Origin of the sequence: Streptomyces sp. NPDC005423 (genome assembly GCF_040606415.1) — a bacterium.
Lineage (GTDB): Bacteria > Actinomycetota > Actinomycetes > Streptomycetales > Streptomycetaceae > Streptomyces.
Window position 1 is genome coordinate 94,323 of record NZ_JBEXET010000008.1, and the last position, 18,894, is coordinate 113,216.

General features: G+C 71.3%; 13 protein-coding genes. 9 read left to right on the forward strand and 4 right to left on the reverse strand.

From position 1 onward, the window contains the following. The first annotated feature begins 2 nt into the window (after positions 1–2). The 3 genes from ABZT12_RS12430 (at position 3) to recQ (ending at position 5,552) form a co-directional block, all read left to right on the forward strand. The gene (locus ABZT12_RS12430) at positions 3–1,574 is read left to right on the forward strand and encodes an NADH-quinone oxidoreductase subunit M (protein ID WP_356381643.1); all 1,572 of its coding nucleotides are present in this window, start codon (positions 3–5) and stop codon (positions 1,572–1,574) included. Next, positions 1,571–3,229 carry an NADH-quinone oxidoreductase subunit NuoN gene (gene nuoN / locus ABZT12_RS12435; protein ID WP_356381646.1) on the forward strand — a complete coding sequence of 553 codons (1,659 nt, stop codon included), beginning with the start codon at positions 1,571–1,573 and terminating at the stop codon, positions 3,227–3,229. Before ABZT12_RS12430 ends, nuoN begins: the two co-directional genes overlap by 4 nt. A gap of 199 nt (positions 3,230–3,428) precedes the next feature. Continuing rightward, on the forward strand, positions 3,429–5,552 hold the full coding sequence (gene recQ / locus ABZT12_RS12440; RefSeq protein ID WP_356381649.1) for a DNA helicase RecQ: 2,124 nt from the start codon (positions 3,429–3,431) through the stop codon (positions 5,550–5,552). Positions 5,553–5,558: 6 nt separating this feature from the next. Here recQ and ABZT12_RS12445 read toward each other — a convergent pair whose 3' ends face one another. Further along, a complete protein-coding gene (locus tag ABZT12_RS12445) occupies positions 5,559–6,497 on the reverse strand; it encodes a M56 family metallopeptidase (RefSeq protein WP_356381652.1) in 939 nt (312 codons plus the stop codon). A gap of 408 nt (positions 6,498–6,905) precedes the next feature. Then, the gene (gene fahA / locus ABZT12_RS12450) at positions 6,906–8,141 is read right to left on the reverse strand and encodes a fumarylacetoacetase (protein ID WP_356381655.1); all 1,236 of its coding nucleotides are present in this window, start codon (positions 8,139–8,141) and stop codon (positions 6,906–6,908) included. Positions 8,142–8,376: 235 nt separating this feature from the next. Here fahA and ABZT12_RS12455 point away from each other — a divergent pair, with 235 nt between their 5' ends. After that, positions 8,377–9,621 (forward strand): ATP-grasp domain-containing protein, encoded by a 1,245-nt coding sequence (locus tag ABZT12_RS12455; RefSeq protein ID WP_356381658.1) that lies wholly within the window; start codon positions 8,377–8,379, stop codon positions 9,619–9,621. A 28-nt stretch (positions 9,622–9,649) separates the two neighbouring features. Continuing rightward, positions 9,650–10,852 carry an FAD-dependent oxidoreductase gene (locus ABZT12_RS12460; protein ID WP_356381661.1) on the forward strand — a complete coding sequence of 401 codons (1,203 nt, stop codon included), beginning with the start codon at positions 9,650–9,652 and terminating at the stop codon, positions 10,850–10,852. Between the two features lie 264 nt (positions 10,853–11,116). On the opposite strand, the gene ABZT12_RS12465 is transcribed toward ABZT12_RS12460, so the two are convergent. Both ABZT12_RS12465 and ABZT12_RS12470 read right to left on the reverse strand, forming a co-directional pair. Further along, entirely contained in the window at positions 11,117–12,277 is a 1,161-nt protein-coding gene (locus tag ABZT12_RS12465) for an arabinogalactan endo-1,4-beta-galactosidase (protein ID WP_356381664.1), read from the reverse strand. A gap of 71 nt (positions 12,278–12,348) precedes the next feature. Then, complete coding sequence (locus ABZT12_RS12470; protein ID WP_356381668.1) at positions 12,349–14,367, reverse strand: beta-galactosidase; 2,019 nt, start codon at positions 14,365–14,367, stop codon at positions 12,349–12,351. 270 nt (positions 14,368–14,637) lie between these two features. Between ABZT12_RS12470 and ABZT12_RS12475 the strand changes: the two genes are divergently transcribed. From ABZT12_RS12475 to ABZT12_RS12490, 4 genes are read left to right on the forward strand one after another with little or no spacing between them, the layout of a single operon-like run. Further along, positions 14,638–15,969 (forward strand): extracellular solute-binding protein, encoded by a 1,332-nt coding sequence (locus ABZT12_RS12475; protein WP_356381671.1) that lies wholly within the window; start codon positions 14,638–14,640, stop codon positions 15,967–15,969. After that, positions 15,966–16,970 (forward strand): sugar ABC transporter permease, encoded by a 1,005-nt coding sequence (locus ABZT12_RS12480; protein ID WP_356381674.1) that lies wholly within the window; start codon positions 15,966–15,968, stop codon positions 16,968–16,970. Before ABZT12_RS12475 ends, ABZT12_RS12480 begins: the two co-directional genes overlap by 4 nt. Continuing rightward, positions 16,967–17,845 carry a carbohydrate ABC transporter permease gene (locus ABZT12_RS12485; RefSeq protein ID WP_356381677.1) on the forward strand — a complete coding sequence of 293 codons (879 nt, stop codon included), beginning with the start codon at positions 16,967–16,969 and terminating at the stop codon, positions 17,843–17,845. The genes ABZT12_RS12480 and ABZT12_RS12485 overlap by 4 nt, the downstream gene beginning before the upstream one ends. A gap of 3 nt (positions 17,846–17,848) precedes the next feature. Continuing rightward, positions 17,849–18,877 carry a LacI family DNA-binding transcriptional regulator gene (locus ABZT12_RS12490; RefSeq protein ID WP_356381679.1) on the forward strand — a complete coding sequence of 343 codons (1,029 nt, stop codon included), beginning with the start codon at positions 17,849–17,851 and terminating at the stop codon, positions 18,875–18,877. Positions 18,878–18,894 lie beyond the last annotated feature (17 nt).

Here is an 18,894-nt window from a genome sequence, read left to right on the forward strand (position 1 = left end):
CGATGTCCTTTCCTCTGCTGACAGCGACGGCGGCGCTCCCGGCCCTCGGGGCGGTCGCCACGGCCGCCGTCCCGGCCGCGCGCCGCACCGCCGCGAAATGGCTGGCGCTCGGCGTCTCCCTGGCGACGCTCGCGCTGGGCATCACGATCCTGGTGCGGTTCGACCCCGGGGGCGACCGCTACCAGCTCACCGAATCCCACGCCTGGATCGCCGACTTCGGGGTCCGCTACGAACTCGGCGTGGACGGCATCGCGGTGGCGCTCATCGCGCTCACCGCCCTGCTGATCCCGTTCGTGATCCTGGCCGGCTGGCACGACGCCGACCCCCTGGAGACCGGGAACAAGCGGTGGCGGCCCACCCAGGGCTTCTTCGCGCTGATCCTGGCCGTCGAGGCGATGGTGATCATCTCCTTCGAGGCGACCGACGTCTTCCTCTTCTACATCTTCTTCGAAGCCATGCTGATCCCGATGTACTTCCTCATCGGCGGCTTCGGGGACCGGGCACACCAGCACGGCGACGAGGCGGCGGCCACCCAACGGTCGTACGCGGCCGTCAAGTTCCTCCTCTACAACCTGGTCGGCGGTCTCATCATGCTGGCGGCCGTGATCGGCCTCTACGTGGTCGCCGGGAACTTCTCGCTCCAGGAGATCGTGCAGGCGCGGGCCAGTGGTTCGCTGCACATGGCGACGAACACCGAACGCTGGCTGTTCCTGGGCTTTTTCTTCGCCTTCGCGGTGAAGGCGCCGCTGTGGCCCCTGCACACCTGGCTGCCCAACGCGATGGGCGAGGCCACCGCGCCGGTCGCCGTGCTCATCACGGCGGTCGTCGACAAGGTGGGCACCTTCGCGATGCTCCGCTTCTGTCTGCAACTGTTCCCCGAGGCGAGCAAGTGGGCCACGCCCGTGATCCTCGTCCTCGCCGTGATCAGCATCGTCTACGGGGCGCTGCTCGCGGTCGGGCAGCGGGACATCAAGCGGCTGGTGGCGTACGCGTCGATCTCGCACTTCGGGTTCATCGTCCTGGGCATCTTCGCGATGACCAGCCAGGGCCAGTCCGGGGCGACGCTCTACATGGTCAACCACGGTATTTCGACAGCCGCGTTGATGCTGGTCGCCGGCTTCCTGATCTCGCGCCGCGGCTCGCGTCTGATCGCCGACTACGGCGGGGTGCAGAAGGTGGCCCCGGTGCTCGCCGGCACCTTCCTGATCGGCAGTCTGGCCACGCTCTCGCTGCCGGGACTCGCGCCCTTCGTGAGTGAGTTCCTCGTCCTGGTCGGCACGTTCACGCGTTACCCGGTGATCGGGATCATCGCCACCTTCGGCATCGTCCTCGCCGCGCTCTACACCCTCGTCCTCTACCAGCGGACGATGACGGGCCCGGTGAAACCCGCGGTCGCCGCGATGCCGGACCTGCGCGCGCGTGAACTCGTGGTCGTCGCCCCGCTGATCGTGCTGCTGGTCTTCCTGGGCGTCTACCCGAAGCCCCTCACGGACATCGTGAACCCGTCGGTCAAGCAGACCCTGTCCGACGTACACAAGAAGGATCCCAAGCCCTCGGTGGAGGCGGCCAAGTGAGCGCAACAGCCGTCCACAGCCTGTGGACAACGGCGGCGACAGCGGCCGACCCGCTCTCGAAGATCGACGCGCCGAAGATCGAGTACGGGCAGTTGTCGCCCACCTTGATCATTCTGGCCGCGGCGCTCGTCGGGGTGCTGGTCGAGGCGTTCGTCCCGCGCAAGTCCCGTTACTACGCCCAGGTGTTCGTCTCCGCCGTCGCGCTCTGCGCCGCCTTCGCGGCGGTCGTCGCGCTCGCCGCGGACGGATACGGCACCACCAAGGCCCACATCGCGGCCATGGGCGCCATCGCGGTCGACGGACCGTCCCTGTTCCTCCAGGGCACGATCCTGCTGAGCGGCCTCGTCGGCCTCTTCACCTTCGCCGAACGCCGCCTCGACCCGGAGGCGCACGGCAACCGCGTCGACTCCTTCGCCGCGCAGGCCGCCTCCGTACCGGGCAGCGACAGCGAGAAGGCCGCCGTCAAGGCCGGGTTCACCACCACCGAGGTCTTCCCGCTGTTGCTCTTCGCGGTCGCCGGCATGCTGGTCTTCCCCTCGGCCAACGACCTGCTGACGCTGTTCGTCGCCCTGGAGGTCTTCTCCCTCCCGCTCTACCTGCTGTGCGCCCTGGCCCGCCGCAAGCGGCTCATGTCACAGGAGGCCGCGGTCAAGTACTTCCTCCTCGGCGCCTTCGCCTCCGCGTTCACCCTGTTCGGCATCGCCCTGCTCTACGGCTACGCGGGCTCGGTGTCGTACGCCACGATCTCGCAGGTCGTCGACGGCTCGCTCACCTCCGTCGACCCGGCGCTCGCCGGCACCATGGGCAACGACGCGCTGCTGCTCATCGGGGCCGCGATGATCGTCATGGGGCTGCTGTTCAAGGTGGGCGCGGTGCCGTTCCACATGTGGACGCCCGACGTGTACCAGGGCGCGCCGACCCCGGTGACCGGCTTCATGGCGTCGGCGACCAAGGTGGCCGCCTTCGGAGCGCTGCTCCGGCTGCTTTACGTCGTGCTGCCGGGCCTGCGCTGGGACTGGCGGCCGGTCATGTGGGCCGTCGCGATCATCACCATGCTGGGCGGCGCGATCGTCGCGATCACCCAGACCGACATCAAGCGGCTGCTGGCGTACTCGTCGATCGCGCACGCGGGATTCATCCTCGCGGGTGTCATCGCGACGACCCGGGACGGCGTCTCGTCGGTCCTCTTCTATCTGGGCGCGTACTCGTTCGTGACGATCGGCGCCTTCGCGGTGGTCACCCTCGTACGGGACGCCGGGGGCGAGGCCACCCACCTCTCCAAGTGGGCCGGGCTCGGGCGGCGGTCCCCGCTGGTCGCGGCGGTCTTCGCGGTGTTCCTGCTGGCCTTCGCCGGCATCCCGCTGACCTCCGGTTTCGCCGGGAAGTTCGCCGTGTTCAAGGCGGCGGCTGAGGGCGGGGCGGCCCCGCTGGTCGTGGTCGGTGTGATCTCCTCGGCGATCGCCGCGTTCTTCTACATCCGCGTGATCGTGCTGATGTTCTTCAGCGAGCCGCAACCGGACGGTCCCACCGTCGCGGTCCCGTCACCGCTGACGATGGCGACGATCGGCGTGGGGGTGGCGGTGACGCTGGTCCTCGGCGTGGCCCCGCAGTACTTCCTCGACCTGGCGAGCCAGGCGGGCGTCTTCGTCCGCTGAGCGGCTGCCTCGGGCCCCGGTTCCTGACCCAGGAGCCGGGGCCCACTCATGCCGGCAGGGCCCGACGGCATGCACTCCGGGCCCCAACGTCATACGAAATGATCCCCCGCCTGTGGATAACTCGGGCGCTGTCGGCGCGGACCCCTATCGTGGACGCAGTGGTCGAAGGACGACGCACGGGGGACGAGCGAGGTACGGAATGGGCGGGACGGTTGTGACGACCGCAGCACAGACGTCGGCGGTACACGGCGAGAGCGAGGCGCTGGCCACACTCCACCGTGTCTTCGGCTACGACAGCTTCCGCGGCGCACAGGAAGAGGTCATCGAGCATGTGGTGGCCGGCGGCGACGCCGTCGTCCTTATGCCCACCGGCGGCGGCAAGTCGCTCTGCTACCAGATCCCCGCCCTGGTGAGACCCGGTACGGGCGTCGTCGTCTCACCGCTGATCGCGCTGATGCAGGACCAGGTGGACGCGCTGCGCGCCCTCGGCGTGCGCGCCGGCTTCATGAACTCCACGCAGGACTTCGACGAGCGGCGCGTGGTCGAGGCGGAGTTCCTCGCAGGCGAGCTGGACCTCATCTACCTCGCGCCGGAGCGGCTGCGCCTCGACTCCACCCTGGACCTCCTCTCGCGCGGCAAGATCTCGGTCTTCGCGATCGACGAGGCGCACTGTGTCTCCTCGTGGGGCCACGACTTCCGCCCCGACTACCTGTCCCTCTCCCTCCTGGGCGAGCGCTGGCCGGACGTCCCGCGGATCGCGCTCACGGCGACGGCCACGCACGCGACGCACCAGGAGATCACCCAGCGGCTGCACATGCCGGACGCCCGGCACTTCGTGGCGAGCTTCGACCGGCCCAACATCCAGTACCGGATCGTGCCCAAGGCCGACCCCAAGAAGCAGCTCCTGAACTTCCTGCGCGAGGAGCACGCCGGTGACGCGGGCATCGTCTACTGCCTGTCGCGCAGATCGGTGGACACGACGGCCGAGTTCCTCTCGCGCAACGGCATCGCGGCGGTGCCGTACCACGCCGGCCTGGACGCGGGCACCCGCGCGGCCCACCAGTCCCGGTTCCTGCGCGAGGACGGCCTGATCGTCGTCGCGACCATCGCCTTCGGAATGGGCATCGACAAGCCGGACGTACGGTTCGTCGCCCACCTCGACCTGCCCAAGTCGGTGGAGGGCTACTACCAGGAGACGGGCCGCGCCGGCCGCGACGGACTCCCCTCCACGGCCTGGATGGCGTACGGCCTCAACGACGTTATCCAGCAACGGAAGATGATCCAGTCCTCGGAGGGCGACGAGGCGTTCCGCCGCCGTGCCGCTGCCCACCTGGACTCGATGCTCGCCCTGTGCGAGACCGCGCAGTGCCGGCGGGCCCAGCTCCTCGCCTACTTCGGCCAGGACCCCGACGCCAAGGGCTGCGGCAACTGCGACACCTGCCTCACCCCGCCCGAGACCTGGGACGGCACGGTCGCGGCCCAGAAGGCGCTGTCGACGATCGTGCGGCTGCAGCGGGAGCGCGGCCAGAAGTTCGGCGCCGTGCAGATCGTCGACATCCTGCTGGGGCGCCGGACGGCCAAGGTGATCCAGTTCGACCACGACCAGCTCTCGGTGTTCGGCATCGGCGAGGACCTCACCGAGGGCGAATGGCGGGGCGTGGTAAGGCAGTTGCTGGCCCAGGGGCTGCTGGCGGTCGAGGGGGAGTACGGCACGCTGGTGCTCACCGAGGAGAGCGGGGAGGTGCTGCGGCGCGAGCGGGAGGTGGCGCTGCGCAAGGAGCCGAAGAAGCCGACGGCCGCACGGTCGACCACCTCGTCCTCCGGGCGGAGCAGGACGAAGACCGTCGCGGCCGACCTGCCCGAGTCGCTCCAGCCCGCCTTCGAGGCCCTGCGCGCCTGGCGGGCGGAACAGGCCCGCGAGCAGGGCGTCCCGGCGTACGTCATCTTCCACGACGCCACGCTCCGGGAGATCGCCCTGGCGTGGCCGACGTCGGTGGCCCGGCTCGGCGAGATCGGCGGGGTCGGCGAGAAGAAACTGGTGACCTACGGGGAGGGCGTCCTCGGCGTGCTGGACTCGCTGGGCGGCCCGCCCGCAGAAGCCGCGGACGGGACATCGGGCGCGGCGCCGGCCCCTGCCACGACAGCCACCCCGGCTCCCGCTCGGCAGCGCACCGCGACCCCCTCCGCGACCCCCTCCGCGACCCCCTCCAGAACCCCCGCTCCGGCACAGGGGTCGGCGGCGCGCGGAGCCACCGCCTCCGATCCCGGTGCGGAGTACTGGCCCGAGATGGACGAGGAGCCGGAGCCGGAGGACTGGATGTAGGGCGGGCTACGCCAGAGCCGTCAGCCCCGGTGCGAAGGCGATCAGCAGCGGCAGCAGCGGGACCAGGGCCGCCACCCCGGTGGTCAGGGCCCGGTGGCCGCGGTCGAGGCGGGGCGGGGGTGCCAGCAGGCGGTCCACGCGTTCGCCGAGGAGCCGGTGGCTGGAGGCGCAGGACAGCACACCGCGGTGCTGGTTGAGCTCGATCAGGGCCAGCGCGGTCGTGAGGTGGCCGCAGCGGCGGGAGGCGGTGTCGTCGGCGGCCAGTTCGACCAGGCGGTGGGTCTGGTCGCAGAAGTGGGCGAAGAGCGGGACGCGCGGGAAGCCGGTCGCCAGCGCGGTCGACAGATGCAGCAGCCAGTCGTGGTGGGCGCGGGCGTGACCGCGCTCGTGGGCGAGGACCGCGTCGAGCTGGTGGCCGGTGAGCCGGTGCAGGGCGCCGGTGGTGACGACCAGTTGGGGCGGGTGGCCCGGCAGCCACCAGGCGTCCGGGTACTCGTCCTCCAGGACGAGCAGCGGACCCCGGGCCGCCGGAAGGCCGGCGGGCAGGTCGGGGGCGCGCTCGCGCAGATGCGCCCGGGCCTGGCCGCGACGGCGGCGGGCCTCGGCGACCTCACGGGCCAGCATCGCCGTCGTCCAGGCGGCACCGCAGGCCAGGAGCAGGGTGAAGGCGACCGCCCAGGAGGGGGCGGCGGACAGGTCGTACGCGGCGGTGACGGCGGGCGGAGCGGGGGCGAAGACATGATCACGGACGGTGTGGAAGACGGCGGCGGCGCCCAGGACGAGTGCCGTCAGACAGCACAGCAGGAGGGTGGCGACCAGGCACTGCCACACCCACAGGGCGACGACGGGTTCCCGTTCGGGCCACGCGGCCCGGGTCAGCGCGCGCGGCGTCGGCACGGCGGCAGAGAAGGCGACGACGCTCAGCAGGAGCAGGCAGACGGTCATGCCACGGGCTCCGGATCCTGGTCAACGGGGGGTGCGGGGCTGGCGGTTGGGGCGGTACGCGCGGTACGGGACGGCGGACACGTGACGCGCACACCGTCCGCCGCCAGTATGACGGCGCGGGCGGCGGACGTCAGGGGTACGGAGCCCACCGGTCCGGCGAGTGCCGGCGGTTGCGCGAGTGCTGGCGGTTCCACTGAGCACCGCCGGTCCGGCCGCACCGCTCCGCCCGCCCGCCCCGGCCCCGGCTATGACCTCGGCCCTGTCTTCCGGGCCGGCCCGGGGCGCGACCCTGGCCCTGCCTCGAACCCGACACCGACACCGACCCCGGCCCCCGCTTTCGCCCCCCGCTTTCGCCTTCGCCCCCAGCACCCGCCCTCACCCCGCCCCCCTGCTCAGCAGGCGGTCGGGTCAGTTTTCCGGGGTGGTGTGTCCCGCCGTGATCCGGCCGGTCACCTCGCCCAGTCCGACGCGGGTCCCGTCCGCCCCCGGTGCCCACGCCGACAGGGTCACCACATCGCCGTCCTCCAGGAACGCCCGCTTGCCGTCCGGGAGTTGGAGGGGGTCCTGGCCGTTCCAGGTGAGTTCGAGGAGGGAGCCACGTTCGTGTGCGGCGGGGCCGCTCACCGTGCCCGAGCCGTAGAGGTCGCCGGTGCGCAGGGAGGCGCCGTTGACCGTCATGTGGGCCAGTTGCTGGGCGGCCGTCCAGTACATCGTGGAGAAAGGGGGCTCGGAGACCACATGGCCGTTGACCGCGACGCTGACACGCAGGTCGTAGCCGCCGGGCTCCTCGGCCGAGTCGTCCAGATAGGGCAGGAGTTCGTGGGTGCGCTCCGGTGGCGCCACCCGCGCCTGCTCCAGCGCGTCCAGCGGGGTGATCCACGCCGACACCGACGTGGCGAAGGACTTGCCGAGGAACGGACCGAGCGGGACGTACTCCCAGGCCTGGATGTCGCGTGCCGACCAGTCGTTGAGCAGGCAGAGCCCGAAGACGTGCTCGCGGAAGTCGGCCAGACCCACGGGCCGGCCCCGCTCCGAGGGCGCCCCGACCACGAAGCCGACCTCCGCCTCGATGTCCAGCCGGACCGACGGGCCGAAGACCGGCGTGGGGTCGGCCGGACCCTTGCGCTGACCGGACGGCCGTACGACGTCGGTGCCCGAGACCACGACCGTGCCGGCCCGGCCGTGGTAACCGATCGGCAGGTGCTTCCAGTTGGGGGTCAGCGAGTCCGGCGCGTCCGGGCGGAAGATCCGGCCGACGTTGCGGGCGTGGTTCTCGGAGGCGTAGAAGTCGACGTAGTCCGCGACCTCGAAGGGCAGGTGCAGGGTCACCGAGGAGAGCGGGTGGAAGAAGGGCGCGATGGTCTCCCGGTGGGACGGGACCGTCACCCACGCCGTCAGCGCGCGCCGGACGTCGGACCACGCGGTGCGGCCCGCGGCGAGCAGCGGGTTCAGCGAGGGGCGCGCCAGGAGGGTCACGTACGGCGAGCCCAGCGCGGCGGCGGCGGCGCCCACGTCGAGCACCTGGTCGCCGAGGCGGACGCCCACGGTCCGTTCGGCCGCAGGGGCGTCGGCGGGGGAGAAGACACCGTAGGGCAGGTTGTGCGGACCGAAGGGGTCGCCCTCGGAGACGTCGAAGGGGGGCATGGGTACTGCCTCGCTTTCGGGTACGTGGCTCTCGGGCGTTCCGGGTGCGGAAGGCCGCGCCACACGTTACGGCCGAGTTGCCCGGACCGGGAGTGTCTAAAGAGTTCGCAATGTCCGAATAGGCCTTGTCGGAGCGGGCAATTCCGGCTTAGCGTCCTTTGGGGGACACGGACGGGGTGGGTCCGGTCCGTAGGGGGGACACGTGGGGGGACCCGTGGCCGAGGGTGTGGCTGCCATGCCGTTCGAGGCCGATCGCGAAGTGCCGGGCCTGATAGTGAAGTTCGGCGACTACCCGCTGCACCACGGTGGCGTGGGCGCGATCCGCAGTCTGGGCCGGCTGGGCGTGCCCATGTACGCGATCACCGAGGACCGTTACACGCCGGCCGCCGCCTCCCGCTATCTGCGCCGTGCGTTCGTGTGGCCGACGAGGGGCACGGAGGCGCCGGAGCGGCTCGTGGAGGGGCTGCTGCGCGTCGGTCGCCGTATCGGACGTCCCACCGTGCTCGTCCCCACCGACGAAGAGGCGGCCGTGCTGATCGCGGAGCACCAGGGCGCCCTCGCGGGAAGCTTCCTCTTCCCGCCGGTGGAGGCCGGGTTACCGCGCCGGCTGGCGAGCAAGCAGGGGCTGCACGAACTCTGCGTGGAGCACGGCATCCCCACTCCCTCCGCCGCCTTTCCGCACTCCTCCGACGACATCGCCGAGTTCGCCGAGAAGGCCCGCTTCCCGCTGGTCGCGAAGAACAGGGAGGCGTTCGTCCGCCGCTCCCGGCCCGCCGTCAACGGCACGACCCGGATCGACACCCGCGAGAGGCTGCTGACGCTCGCCCGTGACTGGGGCGAGCACCCCGGGGTGATCCTCCAGGAGTACCTGCCGCGGGAGGAGGCCGAGGACTGGATCGTGCACGCCTACTTCGACCGGGACTCCGCCCCGCTCGCCCTGTTCACCGGTGTGAAGGTGCGGTCCTGGCCCCCGCACGCGGGCATGACGGCGAACGCGTACGTCGTCGACAACCCGGAACTCGCGGATCTCGCCGCACGTTTCATCAAACAGCTCGGCTTCACCGGGATCATCGACCTCGACCTGCGCTTCGACCGCCGCGACGGCCGCTACAAGCTCCTCGACTTCAACCCCCGCATGGGCGCCCAGTTCCGCCTCTTCGAGAACGAGTCCGGGGTGGACGTCGTCCGCGCCATGCACCTCGACCTGACCGGCCGCTCCGTCCCGGAGGGGGAACAGCGCGCCGGCCACCGCTACGTCGTGGAGAACATCGACCTGCCCGCCCTCCTCGCCTACCGCCGCAGCGGCTATACGACGCCGCACGCACCGGCGCGCGCGAGCGGGACGGAGCTCGCCTGGCTCGCCGGTGACGACCTGCGGCCCTTCTTCACGATGCTCGCCCGCCTCGTGCGGCCAGGCGCGAAACACCTGTACCAGCTGTGGCGCGCCAACCGCCACGGCGGCAGCACCACCACGAAGTGATGAGCAGTACGTCCTGGGGAGGGACTTCGTGATTCAACCGGTAGCAGTCATCGGGGCCGGGCCGTTCGGTCTGTCCACCGCCGCCCATCTGCGGGCGCGGGGCCTCCCGGTGCGCGTCTTCGGCGAGCCCATGATCAGCTGGCGTGACCACATGCCGGCCGGAATGCTCCTGAAATCGACGCCGGCCGCCTCCAGCTTCGACGCCCCGCAGCCCGGCCACACCCTCGCCGACTACTGCACCGCGGCCGGCATACCGCGCCTGGTCACGGACGAGGACATCATCCCGGTCGAGACCTTTATCGGCTACGGCGAGTGGTTCCAGCAGAAGCTGGTGCCCCGGCTGGAGCGGGTGCGGGTGGTGTCCGTGGACCGGCGTCCCGGCGGCGGCTTCGAACTCAAGCTGGACTCGGGCGAGTTGTTCACGGCCCGCGCGGTCGTGGTGGCCACCGGACTGTCCGGCCTCGCCCATCTCCCGCCCGAGCTGGCCGGCGCGGCGGCGGACGGGCCCACGCCCACGGGTCCCGTCTCGCACAGTTCGCAGCACCACGACCTGAGCCGGTTCAAGGGCCGGGAGCTGATCGTCGTCGGCGCCGGGCAGTCCGCGCTGGAGACGGCGGTCCTCGCGGCGGAGGCGGGCGCGGACGTCCGGGTGGTCTCGCGCGGCCGGGGCCGGGTCGCGTTCGGCGCGCCGCCCTGGCAGCAGCCGAAGCTGCGCCCCGAGTCGCCCTTCGGGCGGGCGTGGTCGCTCTGGGCCCTGAGTTACTACCCCCAGCCGTACCGCCGTCTGCCCGAGGGCGCCCGGCACTACCTGGTGCGCCGGGTGCTCGGACCGCTCGGCGCGTGGTGGCTGCGCGACCGCTTCGAGGGGAAGGTGCGGGTCAGCGAGGTCGACCGGATAGTCCGGGCGGACGCCGGCGCGGGCCGGCCGGCGATCACCGTCCTCGCCTCGGGTGGCGAAACCCGGGAACTCGCCGCCGACCACGTGATCGCCGCGACGGGATACCGGGTGGACATCGCGGCGATGGACTTCCTCGCCCCCGAGCTGCGCACCCGGCTGGCGGTGAGCCGGGGCACGCCGAAACTGGGCGCCGGATACGTCTCCTCCGTGCCCGGTCTCTACTTCACCGGGCTTCCGGCGGCGTCGTCGTACGGACCGGTGATGCGGTTCGTCTGCGGCACGGAGTTCGCGTCACCGCGGCTGGCCCGTCATCTGGCCGCGGCACACGGGTAGTTCACGGGCACACCAGCAGGAGGACGGCCCGCGCCCGCGTCGCGGACGGCCGGTGTTCGCGGCACGGACGGCCGGTGCTCGTGCCGCGCATGGCCCGTGCCCGTGTCGCGTACGGCCCGTCCTTTGTCGCGGAAAGCCGCGCCCGTGTTGCGGACGGCCGGTACCCGCGTCGCGGCCCGCCCGTGCCGCCACGGCCCGCTCGCGCCGAAGTCGACGCCGCGGTCGTCGGTTTCGGCGTGGGCGGCCGGCCGGCGCTCCTGAGCCCTACGCCCGGTACCGGCCCAGCGTCTTCAGTCCGGGGAGGGCGCGGTCGGTGAAGTCGAACAGGGCGAGGTTCTCCCAGGCGTTGCCGGAGGTCGGGTCCGCCGGGTCCCAGCCGTCGCCCGCACGGTAGGTCCACACGCCCTCCCAGTAGCAGTGGCCCAGACCCTGCCCGCCGGGAACACCGGCCGCGAGGTCGGCCACCGCGCGGATCCAGGCGGCCTGGCCCTCGGGGGTCGCGGGGTAGCCCGCGGTGAGCTGGGAGGGGTCGTAGAGGATGTCGTTCGTGGCGTCCTCGCTCTTGAGGGTGAACGGGTAGGCGGTCTCGGCGATCACACACGGCTTGCCGTAACGGGCCGTGATGTCGGCCATGTTGGCGGCGGCGTCGGCCAACGGGCCGTGCCAGAACGGGTAGTAGGAGAGCCCGATGATGTCGAAGTCGACGCCGTAGGACACCGCGTTGTCGAACCACCAGCGGTACAGGCCGTTGTCGCCGCCGTTGGCCAGGTGGAGGATCGTGCGGACGCGCGGTGTGGTGTCGCGGGCGGCGGTGAGGCCGGCCTTGAGGAAGCCGGCGAGGTCGGCCCAGTGGTTGTAGTCGCCCTCCGGCCAGAGCATGCCGCCGTTGATCTCGTTGCCGATCTGCACCAGGCCGGCCGGGGTGCCCTGGCGGCGCAGCGCACCCAGGACGTCGGCGGTGTGGTCGTAGACGGCCCTGGTCAGACCGGGCACGTCCAGGTCCGTCCAGGCGGCGGGCTTCGCCTGGTGGGACGGGTCGGTCCAGGTGTCGGAGTAGTGGAAGTCGACCCAGATGCCGATGCCGGCCCTCCGCAGCCGCCTGGCCAGCGGGAGGATGTGCTCCTTGTTGTTGTAACCGTCCGCCGGGTTCACCCACACCTTGAGGCGGGCGTGGGTGACGCCCGCGTCGGCGAGGATGCGGACCGGGTCGTCGCGGCGGCCGTCGGCCCGGCGGTACACCGCGCCGCTCGCCTCGTCCTTGGGCAGCGAGGAGATGTCCATCCCGCGGATCTCCAGCCGCCGCCGGTCCGGCGCGCCGCCGGCCGTGCCTGCCGTGCCGGTACTCGCCACGGCGGGTGCGGCGGCCAGGGCCGGTACCGCCAGTGCGGCGGCCGAGGCGGCGGTGAGAACACTGCGTCTGCGCATTACGTGGTTCCCTTTCAACTGCGACGACTTCAACTGCAAGGATTTCGACCGCGACGGTGTCGACCGCGGCCTCAACTCGGTGGTGGACCGGTTCGGCGCGGTGTGTGGAACACCTCGACCGCACCCGCGCCCACCGTCGCCCAACTCCCGTCCGGCAGCGGCACCTTCACCTCGCTCCCGGTGTGGTTCACGGCGAACCGGAACGTGCCCGACTCGCCCTCCCGTACGACGAGTTCGACATCGCGGGGCAGTCCGGACGGCGCGATGCCGGCATCCGCAAGGGCGAGGTCGACCACGGCGGCCAGATCGGCGCCGGTGAGACGCGTGGCCAGATACCAGGCCGCGCCGGACCCGAGCGCGTGCCGGGTGAGCGCCGCTCCTCCGGCCGTACGGCCGTCCGCGAACGTGGCGACCGTCTCGCAGCCGGCCGGGACGACGGTCTCCGACCAGAGATCCGCCTCGTACAGGGTGCCGTCCGCGCCCCGTACCCGTACCGTCTCGCCCGGCAGCAGCGGGTCGAACTCCTCGATGGTCAGGCCGAGTACGTCCCGCAGCGCGCCCGGGTGGGCTCCCGGGTGCAGGGTGTCGTTCTCGTCGACGATCCCGGAGAAGAAGGAGACGAGCAGGATGCCGCCGGCCGTCACATACCGTTCCAGGTCGGCCGCGATCGACAGCGGGGCGGCGTACAACTGCGGTACCACCAGCAGCGGATACCGTGCCGGGTCCAGGCCGGCCAGTCCCGTGGGCGGCAGGAAGTCCACCGTGAGATGCCGGTCGTAGAGCGTCTCGTAGAAGGCGTCCAGCCGCTCGCGCGCGTCGAGGTCCTTGCTCGGGCGCCACTCCAGGCTCTGCGCCCCCCAGGACTCCCACGACCAGACCACGGCCACGTCGCCGCGGGTGCGGGTGGAGCGCAGGTCGGCCAGGCCGGCGAGGCGGCGGCCGAGGTCGGTGACCTCGCGCCAGATCCGGTTGTCGGTGCCGGAGTGCGGCAGCATCGAGGAGTGGAACTTCTCGGCGCCGGACCGGGACTGCCGCCACTGGAAGAACATCGCGCCCTCGGAACCCCGGGCCACGTGGCCGAGCGAGTTGCGGGCCATCTCGCCGGGCCGCTTCGCGGGGTTGTACGGCTGCCAGTTGACCCCGGACGTGGCGTGTTCCAGGAGCAGCCAGGGGGCGCCGCCCGCCACCGAGCGGGTGAGGTCGGCGGCGAGGGCCAGGTTGACGTGGGTGCGGCGGCCGTCGGTCATCAGGTAGTGGTCGTTGGTGACGAGGTCGACCTCCTTGGCCCACGCCCAGTAGTCGACGGTGTGGCCCTGGCTGGGGGCGACCATGAAGTTGGTGGTGACGGGCACGCCGGGGGAGAGGCGGTGCAGGATGTCCCGCTCGGCGACGAAGGCGGCGCGGGCCTGGGCGTCGGCGAAGCGCCGGTAGTCCAGCTGCTGGGCGGGGTTGCCCACGGACGGGGTGGTCCGGGGCGGGGTGATCTCCTCCCAGTCCCCGTACTGCTGGCCCCAGAAGGCCGTGCCCCAGGCGTCGTTGAGGGCGTCGACGGTGCCGTGGCGGTCGCTCAGCCAGACCCGGAAGGCCGCCGCGCAGATGTCGCAGTAGCAGGCGAGGACGGGGGCGCCGTACTCGTTGTGGACGTGCCAGAGCACGACGGCGGGATGGTCGCCGTAGCGCTCGGCCAGCGCGGTGGTGATCGTGGTCGCGGCGGTGCGGTAGTCCGGGTTGGAGTGGCAGATCGCGCCGCGTGAGCCGAAGGCGAGGCGTACGCCCTCGCGCGTCACCGGCAGCGCCTCGGGGTGCGCCCGGTAGAACCAGGCGGGCGGTACGACGGTCGGGGTGCCCAGGTTCACGGCGATGCCGGCCGTGTGCAGCAGGCCGATGACGGTGTCGAGCCAGTCCCAGTCGTACTCGCCGGGGCGGGGTTCCAGCCGTGCCCAGGTGAAGACGTTGAGGGAGACGGCGGTGACACCGGCCTCGCGCATCAGCCGGATGTCGTCCTCCCACACCTCGCGGGGCCACTGCTCGGGGTGGTAGTCACCCCCGAAGGCGAGCGGCAGAGGGGCCTGTCGGGCGGCGGACGGCATGAGTTTGCTCCCCGGGGTTCGACGGGTGGAAGGGGCACTTTTCTGTGATCGTGCACAGGGGTAGATGCGGCTGACATCTGCGAGCAACAAGTAGGTAACCCCACGTCTCATCCATTGACAAGGGGGCGAAACAATTCTCTACTGTGCACGATCACAGAGCCGCGCGGCCCTCGCGCAGAGCCCCTCGGTCTCGTGCCGGCCGCCCCACTCCCCCGGGGATCGGCGGGCACGCGGGACATCCGAGGCCGGCTTCCTTCTCAGTCAGGGGAGATGAAGATGTCGATCCACCGCCGCCAGATCAGCAGGCGCAGCATTCTTGCCGGGGCAGCAGCAGCCGGTCTGACGGGCACCCTCGCCGCCTGCGGCGGTTCCGACGACTCCGGCAAGAGCAGCGGTCCGGTCAAGCTGACGTACTGGTCCTGGGCACCCAACATGGACAAGGTCGTCGCGATCTGGAACAAGAAGAACCCGGACGTCACGGTCACCGTGTCCAAGCAGGCGAGCGGCGGCGAGATCCTCTCCAAGCTGATCACCGCGAAGAAGGCCGGCAACGCCCCCGACCTCATCCAGGTCGAGTACCAGTCCCTGCCGACGCTGGTCTCCAACGACGTGCTCGCCGACATCTCCAAGTACGCCAAGTCCGCCAAGTCGGAGTTCGCGGAGGGCCTTTGGGGCATGGTCACGCTCGGCACCGACGCGGTGTACGCGATCCCGCAGGACTCCGGGCCGCTGATGTTCTACTACCGCGAGGACCTCTTCAAGCAGCACGGCCTGACCGTCCCGACCACCTGGGACGAGTTCGCCAAGACCGCCCGTGCCGCCAGGAAGGCGCTGCCGCACGCCTACCTGACCACGTTCTCCTCCAACGACCCGGGTCTCTTCGCGGGTCTGTCGCAGCAGGCCGGCGGCAAGTGGTGGACCGTCGACGGCGGCGGCAAGTGGACCGTCGGCATCGACGACGCGGCCACCAAGAAGACCGCCGACTTCTGGGGCGGCCTGGTCCAGGAGGGCGTCATCGACAACCAGCCGATGTACACCCCCGCGTGGAACAACGCCCTGAACAAGAGCACCCACCTCGCCTGGGTCTCCGCCGTGTGGGCGCCCGGCGTCCTGGTCAGCTCGGCCCCCGACACCAAGGGCAAGTGGCGGATGGCCCCGCTGCCGCAGTGGAGCGCGGGCGAGAGCGTCACCGGCAGCTGGGGCGGCTCCTCCACCGGTGTCTCCACCGACTCCAAGCACGCCGAGGCCGCGGCCGGGTTCGCGCACTGGCTGAACACCGACCCGGAGGCGCTGGCCGCCCTGGTCAAGGACGCCGGCCTCTACCCGGCGGCCACCAAGGGCCAGTCCGGCTCGGTGCTCACCACCCCCGCGTTCTTCCCGAACCAGACCGACTTCTACGACACGGCCGCCAAGGTCGCCGCCACCACGGCCGCCTCCGCCTGGGGGCCGAACGTCCAGATCGCCTACGACGCCTTCACCGACGGCTTCGGCGCGGCGACCAAGGCCAGGAAGTCCGCACAGTTCGACTCCGCCCTCGCCGCCATGCAGTCGAAGACCTTCGCCGACATGAAGAAGCAGGGCTTCAAGGTGACCGAGGCATGACCAGCACGCCGCTCAAGGGCTCCGGCCGGCTGACGGCCGGGCCCTTGGCGGACGGGCCGGCCACGTCCGTCCGCCCCCACCGTCCCCCTCGCTCCCGCTCCCGCGGCCGTGGCCGCAGCGCGCCGTACTGGTTCCTGCTGCCGGCGGTGCTGCTCCTCGCCGCCTTCACCGTCGTGCCCGTCGGGTACGCGCTCTGGCTCAGCCTGCACAAGGTCCAGGTCAGCGGCATCGGGCTCGGCAAGGGCGCCCGTCGGCAGGTCTGGAACGGCCTGGGCAACTACACCGCCGTGCTGCACGACTCCGAGTTCGGCCACAGCGTCCTGCGCGCCTTCGGCTACGGCCTGATCGTCATCCCGACGATGCTCGGGCTGGCGCTGGTCTTCGCGCTGATGCTGGACACCCCGCTGGCGCGCAGCGCCAAGTTCGCCCGGCTGGCGATCTTCCTGCCGTACGCGGTGCCCGGCATCATCGCCGCCCTGATGTGGGGCTTCCTCTACCTGCCGACGGTCAGCCCCTTCTACTACCTTCTGCGCGCCTTCGACCTGCCGCAGCCCGACCTGTTCGACGGCGGCAACCTGTACCTCTCCTTCGCGAACATCGCCGTGTGGGGCGGCACCGGCTTCAACATGATCGTGATCTACACGGCGCTGCGGGCCATCCCCGCCGAGATCTACGAGGCCGCCCGCATCGACGGGGCGTCCGACCTCAAGATCGCCCTGCAGATCAAGATCCCGATCGTGCTGCCGTCGCTGGTGCTCACCTTCTTCTTCTCGGTGATCGCCACTCTCCAGGTGTTCACCGAGCCGATGGCGCTCAGGCCGCTGACCAACGGCCTCTCCACCTCCTGGAGCCCGCTGATGGCCATCTACGACGTGGCCTTCCGCCAGTCCGACATCTACGGCGCCTCCGCCACCGCGGTCGTCCTGGCCGTGGCGACCTTCGTGCTCTCCTTCACGCTGCTGCGCATCTCCGACCGCTACACCCGGGAGGACCGGGCATGACCCCCCTGACCCTCACCGCCGCCGGCCCCCGGCCGGCCCGCGGACCGCGGCGCACCGCCTGGGTGCCCACCCTGGTGCTGCTCCTGGGCTCGCTGTACTGCCTGATCCCCGTCGCCTGGGTGGTCATCGCGGCGACCAAGGGCCGCGGCGAACTGTTCTCCACGTTCACCTTCGCGCCCGGCACCGGCTTCCTCGACAACCTGAAGGAGCTGAACGCCTACCGCGACGGCATCTACTGGCGGTGGATGGCCAACTCCGTGTTCTACGCGGGCCTCGGCGCCCTGCTCTCCGCCGCGGTGTCGGCGGCCGGCGGCTACGCGCTGGGCCGCTTCGCCTTCCGGGGACGGGAGTTCGTCTTCAAGCTGATGCTGGCGGGCGTCCTGGTCCCGAGCGTCGTGCTGGCCGTACCGCAGTACCTGCTGCTGTCGAAGGCGGGCCTCGCCGACTCGTACTGGTCGATGCTGCTGCCCTCGGTCCTCTCCCCGTACGGCGTCTACCTCGTCCGTATCTACGCGGCGGCCTCGGTCCCCGTCGAACTGCTCGAAGCGGCCCGGATGGACGGCGCGAGCGAGTGGCGGATCTTCTCCCGGATCGCGGTGCCGATGATGATGCCGGGGCTCATCACGGTCTTCCTCTTCCAGTTCGTCGGCATCTGGAACAACTTCCTGCTGCCGTACGTGATGCTCGCCGACGACACCAAGTTCCCGATCACGCTGGGCCTTTACACCCTGCTGGCCCAGGGCAACTCGCAGCCGGCGCTCTACACCCTGGTCATCACCGGGTGTCTGCTGGCCGTCCTGCCGCTGATCGGGCTCTTCCTGGTGATCCAGCGGTTCTGGTCGCTGGACCTGCTCAGCGGCTCGGTCAAGGCCTGAGCGGTGGCCACCAGTCCGAACGGTCGTCGCAAACCCCCCACCATCCACGACGTGGCCCGGGAGGCGGGCGTCTCACGAGGCACCGTCTCCCGTTTCCTCAACGGCGGCCACTACGTGTCGCCGGCCGCCCGCGGCGCCGTGGAGTCCGCGATCAGGAAAACGGGGTACGTCGTCAACCGGCACGCCCGCAGCCTGAGCACCGGACGGTCGGACTCGGTGGCGTTCCTGCTCACCGAACCGCAGGAGAAGTTCTTCGAGGACCCCAACTTCAATGTACTGCTGCGGGGTTGCACCGAGCACCTGGCCCGGCACGACGTCCCCCTGCTGCTGATGCTCGCCTCCTCGCGGGACGACCGGCGCCGGCTGACCCGGTACATCACCTCGGGCCACGTCGACGGGGTGCTGCTCGTCTCCAGCCACAGCGGCGACCCGGTCGCGGCCGAACTGCGCGACGCCGGCATCCCGTTGGTGGCCTGCGGCAAGCCGCTCGGCCTCGGCTCCAAGGTGGGCTACGTCGCCGCCGCCGACCGGGACGGCGCCCGTGACATGGTCCGCTACCTCCTCAGCACCGGCCGCCGCCGCATCGGCATGATCACCGGCCCGCTGGACACCCCCGGCGGCACCGACCGGCTGGCCGGCTACCGGGACGTACTCCTGGAAGCGGGACTGCCCTACGACGAGGCGCTGGTGACCGAGGGCGACTACCGGCGCAGCGGCGGCGAGGAAGCGGCCCGCCGTCTGCTGGCGCGCGCCCCCGAGCTGGACGCCGTGTTCGTCGCCTCCGACCTCATGGCCCAGGGCGTGGTCAACGCCGTTCAGCAGTCCGGGCGTTCGGTCCCCGATGACATCGCTGTCGGCGGCTTCGACGACTCGGCCGCAGCCACCGCCGTCACCCCCGCGCTCACCACCATGCGCCAGCCCTACGAGCGCATCAGCGCCGAGATGGTCCGCATGCTCCTGGCACAGATAGCCGGCGAGGACACGGCGGGCGTGATCCTGCCCACGGAGCTCGTGATCCGGGAGTCGGCGTAGCGCCGTCAGCCGTCCGG